Source organism: Anaerostipes rhamnosivorans, from assembly GCF_005280655.1.
GTDB lineage: Bacteria > Bacillota > Clostridia > Lachnospirales > Lachnospiraceae > Anaerostipes > Anaerostipes rhamnosivorans.
The window spans coordinates 3016106-3030609 of sequence record NZ_CP040058.1; the positions used below are offsets into that span (position 1 = coordinate 3016106).

The 14504-nt window shown below is 44.9% G+C and carries 17 protein-coding genes; 2 read left to right on the top strand and 15 right to left on the bottom strand.

The window, feature by feature from the left end; all coding sequences use genetic code 11:
* Positions 1-89: 89 nt before the first annotated feature.
* From nadC to AR1Y2_RS14945, 11 genes are all read right to left on the bottom strand, one after another.
* Positions 90-944, bottom strand: coding sequence for a carboxylating nicotinate-nucleotide diphosphorylase (gene nadC, locus AR1Y2_RS14895; RefSeq protein ID WP_282432147.1), 855 nt, complete (start codon positions 942-944; stop codon positions 90-92).
* Positions 913-2220 carry an L-aspartate oxidase gene (locus tag AR1Y2_RS14900; protein WP_137329680.1) on the bottom strand — a complete coding sequence of 436 codons (1308 nt, stop codon included), beginning with the start codon at positions 2218-2220 and terminating at the stop codon, positions 913-915. The genes nadC and AR1Y2_RS14900 overlap by 32 nt, the downstream gene beginning before the upstream one ends.
* A gap of 45 nt (positions 2221-2265) precedes the next feature.
* A complete protein-coding gene (gene nadA, locus AR1Y2_RS14905) occupies positions 2266-3174 on the bottom strand; it encodes a quinolinate synthase NadA (RefSeq protein ID WP_137329681.1) in 909 nt (302 codons plus the stop codon).
* Positions 3175-3367: 193 nt separating this feature from the next.
* A complete protein-coding gene (locus tag AR1Y2_RS14910; RefSeq protein ID WP_137329682.1) occupies positions 3368-3625 on the bottom strand; it encodes an HPr family phosphocarrier protein in 258 nt (85 codons plus the stop codon).
* Positions 3612-4205, bottom strand: a complete 594-nt coding sequence (locus tag AR1Y2_RS14915) for a DUF4428 domain-containing protein (RefSeq protein WP_137329683.1) — start codon at positions 4203-4205, stop codon at positions 3612-3614. The genes AR1Y2_RS14910 and AR1Y2_RS14915 overlap by 14 nt, the downstream gene beginning before the upstream one ends.
* A 16-nt stretch (positions 4206-4221) precedes the next feature.
* A complete protein-coding gene (locus tag AR1Y2_RS14920; RefSeq protein WP_137329684.1) occupies positions 4222-5700 on the bottom strand; it encodes a xylulokinase in 1479 nt (492 codons plus the stop codon).
* Between the two features lie 3 nt (positions 5701-5703).
* Entirely contained in the window at positions 5704-6750 is a 1047-nt protein-coding gene (locus AR1Y2_RS14925; RefSeq protein WP_137329685.1) for a zinc-dependent alcohol dehydrogenase, read from the bottom strand.
* Between the two features lie 30 nt (positions 6751-6780).
* Entirely contained in the window at positions 6781-7620 is an 840-nt protein-coding gene (locus AR1Y2_RS14930) for a PTS system mannose/fructose/sorbose family transporter subunit IID (RefSeq protein WP_137329686.1), read from the bottom strand.
* 1 nt (position 7621) lies between these two features.
* Complete coding sequence (locus AR1Y2_RS14935; RefSeq protein ID WP_137329687.1) at positions 7622-8416, bottom strand: PTS mannose/fructose/sorbose/N-acetylgalactosamine transporter subunit IIC; 795 nt, start codon at positions 8414-8416, stop codon at positions 7622-7624.
* 15 nt (positions 8417-8431) lie between these two features.
* A complete protein-coding gene (locus AR1Y2_RS14940) occupies positions 8432-8917 on the bottom strand; it encodes a PTS sugar transporter subunit IIB (RefSeq protein ID WP_137329688.1) in 486 nt (161 codons plus the stop codon).
* Positions 8914-9324, bottom strand: coding sequence for a PTS sugar transporter subunit IIA (locus AR1Y2_RS14945; RefSeq protein ID WP_137329689.1), 411 nt, complete (start codon positions 9322-9324; stop codon positions 8914-8916). Before AR1Y2_RS14945 ends, AR1Y2_RS14940 begins: the two co-directional genes overlap by 4 nt.
* Before the next feature lie 347 nt (positions 9325-9671).
* On the opposite strand from AR1Y2_RS14945, the gene AR1Y2_RS14950 reads away from it, so the two are divergent.
* Positions 9672-10478, top strand: coding sequence for a class II aldolase (locus tag AR1Y2_RS14950; RefSeq protein ID WP_243118775.1), 807 nt, complete (start codon positions 9672-9674; stop codon positions 10476-10478).
* Positions 10479-10744: 266 nt separating this feature from the next.
* Here the strand turns inward: AR1Y2_RS14950 and AR1Y2_RS17905 are convergent, their stop codons facing one another.
* Positions 10745-10897, bottom strand: a complete 153-nt coding sequence (locus tag AR1Y2_RS17905; RefSeq protein WP_175403676.1) for a hypothetical protein — start codon at positions 10895-10897, stop codon at positions 10745-10747.
* Between the two features lie 86 nt (positions 10898-10983).
* Positions 10984-11478: a GNAT family N-acetyltransferase gene (locus AR1Y2_RS14955; RefSeq protein WP_137329691.1), complete on the bottom strand. Its 495-nt coding sequence runs from the start codon at positions 11476-11478 to the stop codon at positions 10984-10986.
* Positions 11479-11621: 143 nt separating this feature from the next.
* Between AR1Y2_RS14955 and AR1Y2_RS14960 the strand changes: the two genes are divergently transcribed.
* Positions 11622-12509: a LysR family transcriptional regulator gene (locus AR1Y2_RS14960; RefSeq protein WP_137329692.1), complete on the top strand. Its 888-nt coding sequence runs from the start codon at positions 11622-11624 to the stop codon at positions 12507-12509.
* A 768-nt stretch (positions 12510-13277) separates the two neighbouring features.
* Here AR1Y2_RS14960 and AR1Y2_RS14965 read toward each other — a convergent pair.
* Together AR1Y2_RS14965 and AR1Y2_RS14970 are read right to left on the bottom strand one after the other, a co-directional pair.
* Positions 13278-13967 (bottom strand): triose-phosphate isomerase, encoded by a 690-nt coding sequence (locus tag AR1Y2_RS14965; RefSeq protein ID WP_137329693.1) that lies wholly within the window; start codon positions 13965-13967, stop codon positions 13278-13280.
* A gap of 11 nt (positions 13968-13978) precedes the next feature.
* Positions 13979-14500, bottom strand: coding sequence for a YjbQ family protein (locus AR1Y2_RS14970; protein ID WP_137329694.1), 522 nt, complete (start codon positions 14498-14500; stop codon positions 13979-13981).
* Positions 14501-14504 lie beyond the last annotated feature (4 nt).

The following is a 14504-nucleotide window of genomic DNA, read 5'->3' on the forward strand; positions in this document are numbered from 1 at the left end:
TTTTTTGTTCCATAGGGAGGTTCGCAGAACTTTCCTATGGAATAAAAAAAGGCCATAAAATCTTATCGATTCTACGACCTTTCGGTTTCTTATTCTGTAGGTTCCAGATTCTTTAATGAGATGTCCAAAATCGGCGCGGAGTGTGTCAGTGCACCGCAGGATACAAAATCGACCCCGATCTCCTTTATCTTCTTTAACCGGTCCTTTGTCACGTTTCCGGAACATTCCGTAAGGGCACGACCTCCTATGATCTCCACTGCCTCTTTCATCATATCATCAGACATATTATCCAGCATGATAATATCTGCACCGGCTTCCAAAGCATCGTTAACCATGGCAAGATCTTCTGTCTCCACTTCGATCTTTCTGACAAACGGAGCGTATGCCCTTGCCATATAAACAGCTTCCCGCACGCCACCTGCCGCGCCGATATGATTATCCTTTAACATAACCCCGTCAGACAGGTTATACCGGTGATTTTTCCCTCCGCCTACGGTGACCGCATACTTTTCAAACGGCCTCATATTTGGAGTGGTCTTTCTCGTGTCCAAAAGCTGTGTAGAAGATCCCTCCAGTTCCTTTACAAGAGAATTAGTGAAAGTAGCGATCCCGCTCATCCGCTGAAGGTAATTCAGCGCTGTCCTCTCTCCTGACAGAAGGACACGGATATCTCCCCGGAGAGTTCCCATGAGCTGGCCATTTTTGATCTCATCCCCATCTGAAAGTTCCGTCTCAAACGCTACCTTCTCGTCGAGAAGGGTGAACACACGGTGAAACACCTCAAGTCCTGCCACGATCCCGTCTTCCTTGCAGATCAGATCTACTTTTCCTTGTTTCGGCTCCGGCATCACGGAGTTTGTGCTGACATCCTCCCCTGTGATGTCTTCCTTCAACGCATTCAGCAGATACTCGTCAATGTTTACCGCCATTGTTACACCATTTATCATAGAAATCCCCATCCTTTCTTTTAATCTCCTCCAGCACAAGACGCTTATTCTCTTCCTGTATACCGGACACATCCTGATACATTCCTAAATCCACCTGGCATTCTACAGGCTTCTTTGGTTCTTTTGTGATATCTTCAGCGGATTCCAGCGCAAAGACAAGAGATTCCAGCAGAGAATTGCTCGCAAGACGGTTCCTGCCGTGAACGCCGTTACAGCTGGCCTCTCCTACTGCATACAAATCTTCCATAGAAGTACGGCTTCTTAAATCCACCTTGATCCCTCCCATGAAATAATGCTGGGCCGGCGTGACCGGGATGCATTCTCTTGTCATATCATAGCCTTCCTCCAGACATTGCTTATAAATATTAGGGAACCTCTGCTTGATCCGCTCCCCGTCAAGGTGGGTAACGGATAAATACACATAGTCCGTGCCGTCCTTTTCCATCTGCTCACGGATGGCAGCAGTCACAATATCCCGTGGAAGCAGCTCATCTATGAAACGCTCCCCGGCTTTGTTGTAGAGATAGGCCCCCTCCCCTCTGACGGACTCTGAGATCAGAAAGCTTCTCCCAGGCTTGTCCGAATAAAAGGTCGTGGGATGAATCTGTATGTAGTTGATATTTTGTATCTCCACATTGTGCCTCAGACAGATGGCCAGACCGTCAGCTGTCAAATGTCTGTAATTGGTGGAATGCTTGAACAGTCCGCCCATGCCTCCGGTGGCAAGTACGGTTTTTCCCGCAAAAATACAGTCCACATCCCCCTCCGGGGTCACATAGACAACGCCACGGCATGCATTTTCTGACTCGATCAGGTCAATCATCGTGCAGTGGGTCAGGATCTCAATGTTGTCCCGGCGTTTGACCTCCTCATAAAGCTTGCTTGTGATCTCTTTTCCGGTCACATCGTCATGATGGAGTATGCGGAAAATCGAATGGCCTCCCTCTCTGGTATACTCAATCTCCCCGTCTCTTTCGTCAAAATCAACGCCGAATGCCGTCAGATCGTCAATGATCTCCCTGGAGCGGACAATCATCTTGTCCACAGCCGCTTTATCATTTTCATAATGCCCGGCCTTCATGGTATCTTCGAAATATTGGTCATAGTCCTCTTCATCCCTCAAAGCTGAGATACCGCCCTGGGCCAGAAAGGAATCACTTTCCTCCACTTCTGCTTTGGTCATCATAATAACTCTGTAATCTTTAGGAAGAAACAGGGCATGAAACAATCCGGCTGCCCCGGTTCCAACTATAATTACATCTGCTGATCTCATAATTAAAATTAATCCTTTCCCCTGAACGAAAAAGCTGCTTTCTCTTTATTGAGCGATGCGCAGCATTTCATCCAACGCTTTCTTTGCGTCAAGTCGCAATGTCCCATCCAATTCCACCTGATTTTTCATATCTCTCAATGTATCTCTGACATTCTCAAGCGTGATTCGTTTCATATTCGGGCAGAACTGTCTGTGTCCAACGGAATAAAATGTCTTGTTCGGATTCTTTTGTTTTAACTCATATAAGACACCCATCTCCGTACAGATAATAAATTTATCTGCGTCAGATGCTGTGGCATAATCGATAATACCGGATGTGCTCCCCACATAATCCGCCAGTTCCACAACATCCATAGTACATTCCGGGTGCACCAGGATCTCTGCGTCCGGATGTGCTTCCTTGGCTCTTTTGACATTGTCCGCTGTAATGCTTGTATGTACATGGCAGAAGCCGTCGTTGTAAATAAAATTCTTTTCCGGAAGCTTGGATCCGATATATCTGCCCAGGTTTTCGTCCGGGATAAAGAAAATATTCTTCTGTGGCAGTGAGCTGACGATCTTCATAGCGTTGGAAGATGTCACACAGACATCAGAGTAAGACTTAATCTCCGCTGTGGAATTGATATAACAGACAACTGCCAAGTCATCGTACTCATCCCGCACTTTCTGGATCTTGTCCAAGTCTACCATATGAGCCATAGGGCAGTCCGCCAGCTGGTCCGGCATGATCACTGTTCGGTCTGGGTTCAGGATCTTAGCACTTTCACCCATGAAACTGACACCGGCAAAACAAATCACATCCTTTGACTCCTTTAAAGCCACCTTTGCCAAATAGTAGGAATCTCCCACGTAGTCCGCAATCGCCTGCACCTCATCATCTACATAATAATGGGCCAATAAGACCGCATTTCTTTCTCTTTTTAACTCTTCAATCTCTTTTGCGAGGTTGTCCATCCTTTTCCTCCTTAGCAAGGGAATTTTCCCAACTGATATAATTCCATACTAAGATTTAATATACCACTTTGACTAATTGTTATCAAGTATTTGGCGGGGTTTTCTGGCATAAATGCTTAACTTATGCCAAAAAAGTACTTAAAACAGCACCCTTATCAACGGTGCCGTTTCCGTTGATAAAGATGCTGTCTGCTTAAAGGTTATGAATGCAGAACTCTTTCAGCTCCTCTGCCGCCTTTTCCTCATCCTCCCCGTCGATGACGAATGTGACCGATTCCTTTTGGTGTGCCCGCAATGTCAGAAGAGAAATAATATTTTTGGCATTGGCTTTCAGAACTCCCTTTTGTACTATGATCCTGCTATTATAGGTCTTTGCCTTTTCCACCAGAAGCACAGCCGGCCGTGCATGGATCCCCACCGGTGACTGCACCTCAAAATCAAACTGCTTCATGATGATCTCCTCCTGATGATTTAAGGGCGGGTGCCTCTTTGAGCCTTTGGATCTCCTGTGTAATCCGCTTTGCAAATGAAAAGGACTGCTTCATCGCGAAACTTTTTATTCTGACAGGGTTTGATATCAGGGGAATCTCTCTTTGCCTGCCGCCCTGCAGGCTGATCGTAACCTTCATATAGTCCACCGTTCCCGCATCTTTCTTTTTGATCTTTTCGTCTAATTCATCCAGAGGTATTGCAGGCCCTGCCTCAATCCTGCATTCGCTGATATCATCGAGCGAATAAAACTCCGGTTCCTTAATTTGTTTTTGGTTCATGCGGTTGTTCAGAAGACAGATTTTTCCGTTCTTTTCATCAAATAAAATATAATTTCCGATTCTCCCTGTGATTTCAAAATCTTCCGTTAGTTCTCTCTTACTTTCACACAGCTTGCTGATCTCGTCAAAACTTTTGTTAGTGATCGTTTCTGTAAAATGATTGCTCGCTTTCTCATAACAGACTTTACAGATAAATCCGTCCGAATAACGGAACTTTTTGAACATCCCCAGGGATGCATGGCAGATATCACATGTCTTCATTTTCAAACCACCCTTTCTAATCGCTGAATACTTCGGTCAATGCCTTATAGAGTTTCGTATATTTCTGATACTTTTTCTCATAGAGACCTGCATTGTATTCTCTCGGATAAAAACTTTTCTTCGTCTCCACTGTGTTGCCGATCAGCTGTTCCAGGTCTTCATCAGTCCTGTCACTGGCAGCTGCCATGAGAGCCACACCGTATCCCGCTCCCGCACTATTCTTGAGCTGCTCCACTTTCGTGTTCAGGACATCCGCAAGGATTTGCATCCAAACGCTGTTTTTAGACCCTCCTCCGGTGACCTTAAGATTCCCAAGGGCAGTCCTGTCAATATTCATGACCTCAGCAAGCTGTCTCACGCCGAGACAAATTCCTTCCATGACCGCTGCAGTCATCTCCTGCCTGGTAGTCTCCGTCCCAATACCGACCATAGCTCCCCTTAAAGCAGGGTCCGCATAAATGGTCTTGTCACCCACAAGGTGAGGATAAAAGATCAGATCATTCTCACCGAGTTTTTCAAGATCCATCCCGCTGGTCTCCGCTGAAAAATCTTTTGTTCCCAGGATCTGTCTCACCCACCATCCATAGCTACTTCCTGATGACTGTATCACTCCCTGGACAAGCGTCAGAATCTTCTTTCCGTCCACAGAAAACATGATATTCTTTCCTTTTGCCTCAAAATCCATCTGTTCTTTCGGGAACATAAGGACACCGGATGTGCCCAGTGACAGAACCGGATACAGGTAAGAAAAGCATCCCGTAGATATGGCCGCTGCCGGATTGTCTCCGGTTCCGACGATCACTCTCACCTGCTGCCGGAACCCAAACTTCTTTCTCCACGAATCCGTCACATATCCAGCTGTCTCTTTGCTTCCCTTCACTTTTGGATAGATTGCTTCTGGAAATCCCAGGATCTCCCTGATCTCTGGGGACCATTTTCCTGCCTTCAGATCAAAAAGAGAAGATGTAGATGCCTCGCAGTAATCCGTCTGACATTGTCCGGTCAGACGGTAAACAATATAGTCCGGGCCAATCAGAAACGTCTTTATCTGCTGAAAGTGTTCCGGTTCATTTTGCTTTAACCACAGCAGGTTCACTGCCGGGCTCCCAGTGGAAATGATATTGGAGATATAGGAAACTTCCGGGACCTTACGAATCTTTTCTTTTAGTTCCTTTACCAGATCGATTGTCCTCGTATCATTCCACATCAGTGCCGGACGGATGGATCTTCCGTCCCCTCCGACAAATACTGCCGTGTGCATCTGGCCTGTCACTCCAATGGCTTTGATACTTTCCGGATCTTCTCTCAGAAGAAGTTCTTTCATAGCATCCTCTGCCGCGTTCATCCAGATTTCCGGATTGATCTCTTTCCATCCGGGTTTAGGCTCATCGATCCCATATTCCCTGCTGCTTTCTTTTCTGATCTTCCCTGCTTCATCAATCAGCGTCAGTTTTGCAGAAGAAGTTCCTATATCAATTCCAATATACTGTTCCATTTGCTATTCTCCAAATCTCAGAATCACTTTATATGTGTCCGGCTTCATAGCAGCCGCGATGGCTTTATCAAAATCCCGGTAATCATAAATCTGTTCCGTGAGCACGGTAGGATCAATCAGCCCTTTTCCAATCAGCTGTACTGCCTGATGAAAGGATGTGATCGTGGGACTGACAGCTCCCGTCACAGTCTTCTGGTAAGAATGTACGGCTCCCATATCCACCGGCACCGGATCATTGGGATGCATGGAGCTGAACATGACACTCATTCCGCCGGGAGCCGTCATCTCCACAGCCTGAGCCGCAATGGCTGGGATTGCTGTGGTATTGAATACAACCTGGGCCCCTCTTCCTCCGGTAAGCTCTTTTACCTTCTCCACGGCATCTTCATTTACCGGATCCACTACATCGTCACAGCCAAGCGTTAAAGCCCGTTCTCTTCGTTCCTTCAGAGGTTCACTCAGAATAACTCTAGCTCCTTTTAATTTTGCCATCATCACATGGAGCATCCCCATGGTACCACCACCGATGACAGCCACATCATCCCCAAACTGAATCTCTGTCCGGTTAATGCTGTTGACTACACATGCCAAAGGTTCGGTGAATGCCATTTTTTCAAAGTCTGTGCTGTCTGGGTATACAAACAGGTCTTCCGCCTTAGCTACGACAAATTCTGCAAATCCGCCGTAACCTGACAACCCGTCCGGGTTCGTAAAGATTTTGCTTTTTGGGTGTTCCTCACAGATATTTTCTTCCCCATGTTTACAGAAGAAACATTCCTTGCAGTCGTCAATGATGTACTGGACCACCTTCTGCCCTTTAGAAAATCGCCTGCCGCTTACTCCGCTGCCCATTTCTTCGATCACTCCGCAGTACTCATGTCCGCCGATCCTTGGATAGCTGTAATTACAGTCTCCGTTAAAGTCCCTCACATCGTTCGTGCAGATACCAGAATCTTTGATCCTGATCAGCACCTCATCTTCTTTTAATTCTGGTAATTCGATCTCCTTAATAGAGAAATCTTTCGGCTGATTTAATATAATTGCTTTCATCTACCTCACACTTTCTATTCCTGTCTGCCTTTAATATGCCAGGATTCCTGTGACACCGCCTACAACACCGATTACAACGATCAGACCGATGATCTTTAAAGAGGACCATCTCCTCTTATTCATCAGATAATAAACGAGCATAGTTACTGCCAGCGGAAGGATACTTGGACAGATGGCGTCTAAAAAACTGGTCTGAATATCATATGTGGATGTGGAGCTTACCACCTTAAGCCCGCAGCTTGCTTTTACATAATTTACAACCAGTCCGCCCATTACCATGCAGCCCATGATGGACGCGCCTTTGATCAGCTTATTGAGTATTCCTTTTTCCAGGAAATCCATGATTGCTTCACTTCCGGCTTTATAACCAAACATAAAGTTCCAGTAGCTTAAGCCATATGCTGCGGCAATGATGACAACCGCATAGATCACAGCTCCCCATATATTTCCGCTTCCAGAGCGGGTTAAGTCAATACATACTGCCAAAAGGATCGGGATCACCACGCCCTGCCAGATGGTATCACCCATACCTGCCAGAGGCCCCATCAGGGAGGTCTTTAAGTTTGTGATAAACTCATCGGGTATCTGTTCGCCCATAGCCTTTTGTTCTTCCAGGGCAACTGCCATACCAAGGATACATGCCCCGAATTCGATATGGACATTAAAAAATTCAATCTCCCGCTTCATGACTTCTTTTCGTTTGGAAGGGTTATCTTTATATAAGAAATTGATAATGGCTGAGAACATATGGGCAACAACCTGGCCCATCATTCTTTCATAGTTATAGCATGTCTGCGGGAATGTCTCCCAAATAAACCAGGCTTTGATCAAGGCGGCCTTTGGGATCAAACTTTTCTTTTTATTTTCCATCTTAGTCGTCCTCCTCATCGTCTTCATCATCTACTACTGCTGCTCTTGCCGGCTCCATTGCGGAGGTGACCTGAACATAGACAACTGCTACAAGCAGCGCAATGATACCTAAGGTCAGCAGCGGAAGCTTGGAATATACAGCCAGCAAAAATCCTACAAATAAGAATACCTTGGATTCCCCCTTGAAAATATACTGCAGGGTGATAGCGATTCCCAGTGCAGGCATCAGTCCGCCGATGATCTGGAAGACAGTCAACACTTTTCCGCTGAGCATGTTTAAAATACCCTGAATATAGTTAGATCCGAAATAAGCTGCCAGGGCACACGGGATTGCCGTCATTATAAAACACATGATCTGCGGAAACAGAACATTGGCCCGCCATATTTTGTTATACTGCTCTTTCTCGATGTATTTATCTGCGATATGTACAAAGAAGCAGTCAAAGGTCATACGCCCTGCCCAGACGATAGTTCCAAGAATACCGATAGGCACTGCCAGCGCCAGCGCCGTGTCCGTATCCAGTCCGCCCACGATGGCATAAGCTGTTCCCAATACTCCTGCCAGACCCATATCCGCCGGCATACTTCCTCCTGCAGACATAAAGCCCAGATACACCAAGTTGATGGTTGCCCCGATCACGGCACCCTGTACCGGATGTCCCAGGATCAAACCAGTGATCATACCGCATACCAGCGGTCTCTGTAAGGACCAAAGGCCTACAAACGGTAAGTTGCCGACTGCCAGCCAGTATACAACACCGCACAGAACTGCCTGTATAATGGTCATCTTTTCCATATATATTTCCTCCTTCTATTTATCCAAGTATCCTGTTACTTCAATCACCTGCTGTTCCGGGACCAGCTGATAGTAGACGTGGACATTTTTTGCCATAAGATTTTTGATGGAAATGATCTCATCAGGATCACAGGCCACATTTTTAATAAATGGCGTTCTCTCCCCGCGAAGGCCCATGCCTCCTAGGTTCACATCCTTAAGTTCCAATCCAAGATCTGTCATCCGGTCATATGTGATCGGCGTCTTGGTAAGAATCATGACTCTTTCTCCTGATTCCTTCGGATCTTTTTTCAGAACCTCCGCTCCTTTTTCTGTACCATATACATTTACCTTGACGCCGTTTGGAGCGAGTGCTTTGATGACCCGTTTGTTGAACTTATCTGCGGCAACTTCATCGTCTACGACGATGATCCTGTTGACATTTAAGCTGGGTGTCCACACAGAGACAACTTCCCCGTGGATCAGCCGGTCATCCACTCTGGCTAATACGACATTTTTCATTCTTCCTCTACCTCCTCAAATAATTTCCTAACATCTTTAACTGTCCCTGGTGCCGCTTCAATAAGCCCAGCACAGATCTCCTCTGCATTTTTTCCTGCATACCGCCCCATCATCACTTCTACCATTAAAGGCAGGTTAATCCCTGTCACGTGATACACATCATGATGTTCCATTAAAGAAACAATTGCATTAAACGGGCTTCCGTGGAACAGATCAGAAACAAAAAGGATCTCTTCCCCCTCTTCCGTCTTTTCGATCTCTGCCTCCAGTTTTTCCGTTAAGGTGGCTACCGTCTGCTCCGGAAACAATCCATAAGCTACCAGGTTTTCTTGTTCACCGACAAGCATCTGGGTACTTTCCACGAGCCCTTTTGAGTAGCTTCCGTGGGATACTGCAATGACCTTCATCTTCTTACCTCCTTTTCATCTGGCCTTTGATGTAATTGAAGTATACCACGGTATATCCTGTGATTTTCACAGACATTTGCATGAACATTACCGCAGGATCTGCCAACATTTTGCATGATTGATTGCGCAATTTATTACGCAGTTTTCACTTTATTTTTGCACTGGCTTTGCGGGATGGTTTGTGCAATAAACAAAATCATTCTGGGCTTTTTCATTGTTATAATCAAATCAAGCTTAGTACGTACAGGTGAACGGTAAAAACGACGAATTCCAGATTAGATAGGAGGAAGCGGCCTTTTTATCACCGCCGCTATATGAAAATGAAAATTGTAAATGGATTTGACCTGATGAATTTTGCACAAGATAACCACTATATTCTGCCTGCATTCAACACGACCAACCTGGAGATGACTTATGCCATTGCCAAAGGATTAAATCAGGCAGGACTTCCTGGATATATTCAGATTTCTTCCAATAACCTGAGGCTGTCAAGCCCCGATACCATCACTTATCTGACGAGTGATGCACTGAAAGACAGCGATGTGCCCATCGGTCTGCATTTAGACCACGGCAAGTCTTATGAACATGTAAAGGCATGTGTGGATGCAGGTTTTACATCTATTATGATCGATGCTTCTCATCTGCCTTTCGAGGAAAATATCAAGGAGGTAAAACGTGCCGTGCAGTACTGTCATTTCTATGGTGTTCCTGTAGAGGCAGAGCTTGGCGCGCTGAAAGGAAAGGAAGAGGATATCGTAAATGAAGCGGACTGCAAAACCGATCCTGGAATGGTAGCAGACTTTGTGGAAAGAACCGGATGTGACCTGTTGGCAGTTTCCGTTGGAAATGTACATGGACTGGATCTAACTCCAAAAGTAGATCTTCCACTGTTAGATGAAATCTCAAAGGTTTCCCCTGTGCCCCTTGTCATGCACGGAGGTTCCGGAATCCCATTTGAGACTATCCAGAAAGCGAGAGAGTTTCATCTGTTAAAAGTAAATTATGGATCAGATCTGAGAAAGGCTTTTATTTCTACCTTTGGTGAGGCTTATGAACAGAACCATAATGAGGTGAATGTAATCGGGCTGAGTCTTGAGTCCATAGAAAAAGTGAGCAAAAAGGCAGCGGAGCTGGTATCCATTATTAATGCATGACATAAGTTTTTCTGCATTGTCTCCAGTCGACTCTGGAAAGGCCTCCTTCCGACAATGCAGAAAAACTATCGTAGGCGGTACCTTTTGTCTTGCATCAAGATTCTCCAGCAGACATTACGTCTATTTTTACCAGTTCGGAGGCTTTGCACTCCTAAGACAGCACGCTGTAGAACTGGTGAAAATTTCACTCTGTTGTCAGTTATTTGTGTTCATATCAAGAAAAAACATCTATTCGGCTGAATAGATGTTTTTTCTTGCCACTATAGTTACATTGGGTTTGCTTTTTTGTTTCCTGTCTTTGCCTTGCCCTGAATCTCTGGTACAGGAGGTACGTCATTTTTAGGAATGTGTGTCTTATGATTGCTCTGTGTACCATGTGGTTCTTTGGGATCTGGCCGTCTCATTCCAGCCTTTGCCATTGGATTGGTTACCTCCAGTTCTTTTGCTTTTAAAAAGATCTTATTACAAAATCAGTATTTCTCTTTGAAGGTTTTTTATCCATCATTTATATTGATTCACCTATCCTTAGATAAAAAAAATCACTTTCTGTGTATGGATGATCAAAGGTCACCGGCAGCTCCTGTTCTTCCATTAAGCGGAACCCAGCTGCCTCATAAAACTTGTGTGCTCTGTGGGTATTTTTTGGTGTATCCAGCAGCAGCATTTTTATGTGATGTTCTCTGGCGAAATCAAGAAGTCTGCTGTATAGTCTCCGTCCAAGATGATGAGGGGCGCTTCTGTATGCTTCATCGGTAAAAAACTTTTTCATAACAGCGATCCCATTGCCGCAGTTCATTAGTCCAATACAACCCACGACCCGGCTGTTTTCTTTTGCCACCCAGAAGTTCCCTACGGTATTGATATACTTGTCTTTAATATGAAGTAATTCCGGCTGGTCCTCAACCGATACAAATGGCCGGGTTCCGTCATTTTGGCAGCTCAGCACCAGATCGATCACTTCTTCCCTGTCTTCTTCGGTATATATCTTAATTTCTATCACAGGCTCTCCTCCTTTTCCTATCCTTGACAGCTTCTTTGTATATCTATATAATAACCGAAAAGATAAATTCAGTATAATTGAACTTCCTGAATTATAAGTTCATTTATTTTAAACTATATCTGCGGACAAAGGGAGGATACAAGATGGATATAAAATATATGAAAACCTTTAAGACGATCCTGGAAACGGGCAGCTTTCAAAAAGCAGCAGAACGTCTGAATTACGCTCAATCCACAGTTACTCTGCAGATTCAGTCATTAGAGCAGGAATTATCCGTAAAGCTGTTTGATAAGATCGGGCGTAAAATGCAGCTGACACAGGCAGGCCAGGATCTGGTCCCATACATTGATGCTGTACTGGATGCGGCCCAGGAGTTAGATAATTACGGAAAAAGCAAAGACCAGCTATCCGGAACGCTCCGTGTCGCCGTGCCTGAAACGCTGCTGACATATAAGCTTCAGCCAGTCTTAAGAGAATTCAGGGAACAGGCTCCGGATGTCAGGCTTTCCCTTGATATCCCGAATTGTTATGTGATTCAGGAACAGGTTAAGAATGGAAGTGTTGATCTGGGCATCCATTATGACATCGGAGGATACGGTGCCCAGACAGCTGTGAAACCCTTGGCCGCCTACCCCCTGGCTCTGATCGCCAGCCCGGATTTAAGAAAAGAAGATCTGGATTTTATCCAGCAGGGACAGAGAAAGGATATCTGTCTGCTGACCGTGGACAAACAAAGCGTTTATCATAAAATCTTTCATGATTATCTGAACGAATCTGATATCGTCTTGAATGGAGAGATGGAGATCGGCAGTGTGGAGGCTGTGAAACGGAGTGCCGCCAGCAATCTGGGCGTGACATATCTGCCCAGATATGCCGCAGAAGATGAACTTCAACAGGGGATCTTAAAAGAACTTCCTACCAGACTTACAAATCCAACCATCACCGCAGTCTGTGTGTATCACAAAAAGAAATGGGTCACTCCGACAATGGAGTTGTTTCTTCAGCTGTTAAGGGAATATCTATTACCTTAAAACCGTATTTTCCGAAAAATACAACAAAGTAAAAAACTATAATATACATTACTAATAACAAGCATATTAAATCCACCGAATTAAAACATTTATCCGGTGGATTTTTCAGGTTTCTAAATATTTCTTTTCTTACAAAACTAAGTCTTTTATCTGCTGACAATCTTATCCGTTGGAACATTATGTCCACCAGACAATACTCTTGATGCAACACGCTCAACATTAATACTAGAATCACTCGTTAGTACATATATACATTTAATATAAATACCCTGTCGGAAGGAGTCCGTCTCATCCCCTTTGGGTAGGCGCGCTTTGCGCGATAAAGTATGACATTTTCTACATGATTTCCGTTCGGCTCTTAGAATGCCTCACTCCAATCATGTAGAAAATGGACGTAATGTCTGCTGGAGAAGGGCTTCTGTCAAAAAGGAGCCACTTTTCGAAAGTTATTCACCACTATTGGAGGAGCGCATTTCAAAAGCGTGACGGAAATAGTGGTGAAAAACTATCGTAGGATGGCACCTTTTGTTTTTATAAATTTCATCTATTCTCTAACGAACTGTCAGTAAGCCTGAACGAATATGTAACGTTTAAAGAAAACACACAAAACGTAAAATGATAGGAGTAAAAGGAGCCACTTTACGAAAGTTATTTACCACTATTGGAGGAGCGCATTTCAAAAGCGTGACGGAAATAGTGGTAAATAACTCATGTTAAAAGAACTGCCATACAGAATTTATATGGCAGTTCTATACACTTATTTTAAATTTAGCTTATATCCTCTTTTGCTCTCACAATCGCCTCTGCCATCTCTCTGATGCGTTCAGCCGGAGAAGGTGCATTCAGAATTCCTGATGTTCCCCCTGTGCCGTCCGCGCCTAACCTGATCACATTGTAGCAGTCGTCTGCTGTGCTGACGCCGGATGCAACCATGATCTGAACATCTGGGTTTACTTTGCGTACCTCCTGGATGGTCTCGATCGTATAAGAATCATCGGCTACATGCCCAGTTCCGATCAGGTCCGTGGGCTCTGCCAGTACGATATCCGGATTCATGCATGCCACAGCTCTAGCTTCCGTGATAGAATCTGCACAAACAATCGAGGTCATATTAAGCTCGGCAGCCCGCAGGATACATTTGTATAAATCACTTAAGGTCTTGGGATTTTCCGCATGGTTTAAAAATACTGCGTCTGCCCCTGCCTCTTTTAAAGATTCCGGCAGCACATGCCCCATTCCCCGTCCCGGTGTCAGCGGGTCCATAGACTGTACACAGACAATAATATTTTCGGTATTTTCGCGAATCAGACGGACATCTGCATACGGGCAGGTAAAAATAATCGGAAGTCCGGTATCTTTTGCCACCTGATCTGCCTCCTTAGCTAAGGAAAGACTTTCTTTTCCGTATAAATATGATTTTGGATTGACAACCAAAAACGGTGATTTTGTTTTACTCATGTTGTTCCTCCTTACTCACCGATTACCACGACTTTACATTTTCTTTCCCGCGGACGTGTGCGGTCAAAATCTACAAAATAAATATATCCCGTAACTCCTACTCCCAGCTTTCCTTCGTCCACTTCAAAGGTCTCGCTGGAACCAAGGATTGTTGAGCGCAGATGTGCGTCCCCGTTAAACAGCGCTGTCCTGTCCCCTCCCGGAAGCCAGAAGTCCACATCCGGCCAAGTCTCCACTTCCTCGTAGTGCTTTTCGCCAGGATAGTTGTACTGGTCCGCGCTGACATGGTCAGGAATGATCGCTGAAAGAGCATTGTTCAGATCCTCCTGTAGGAACTCGTCACCGTTTTCATTATAATCATGGACAAATTCCTCAAAAAATACGGAACAGGTCGTGTGTGGTGAGATCACTGCGCAGAGTCCATTTTGAATTCCGCTCTCTTCAATGATCCTTCTCACATCCTCAGTCACATTGATATATGTAGGGGTCTTCCCATGAGATTGTACATTGATCGTTTCTTTATATACTGCCATTTCT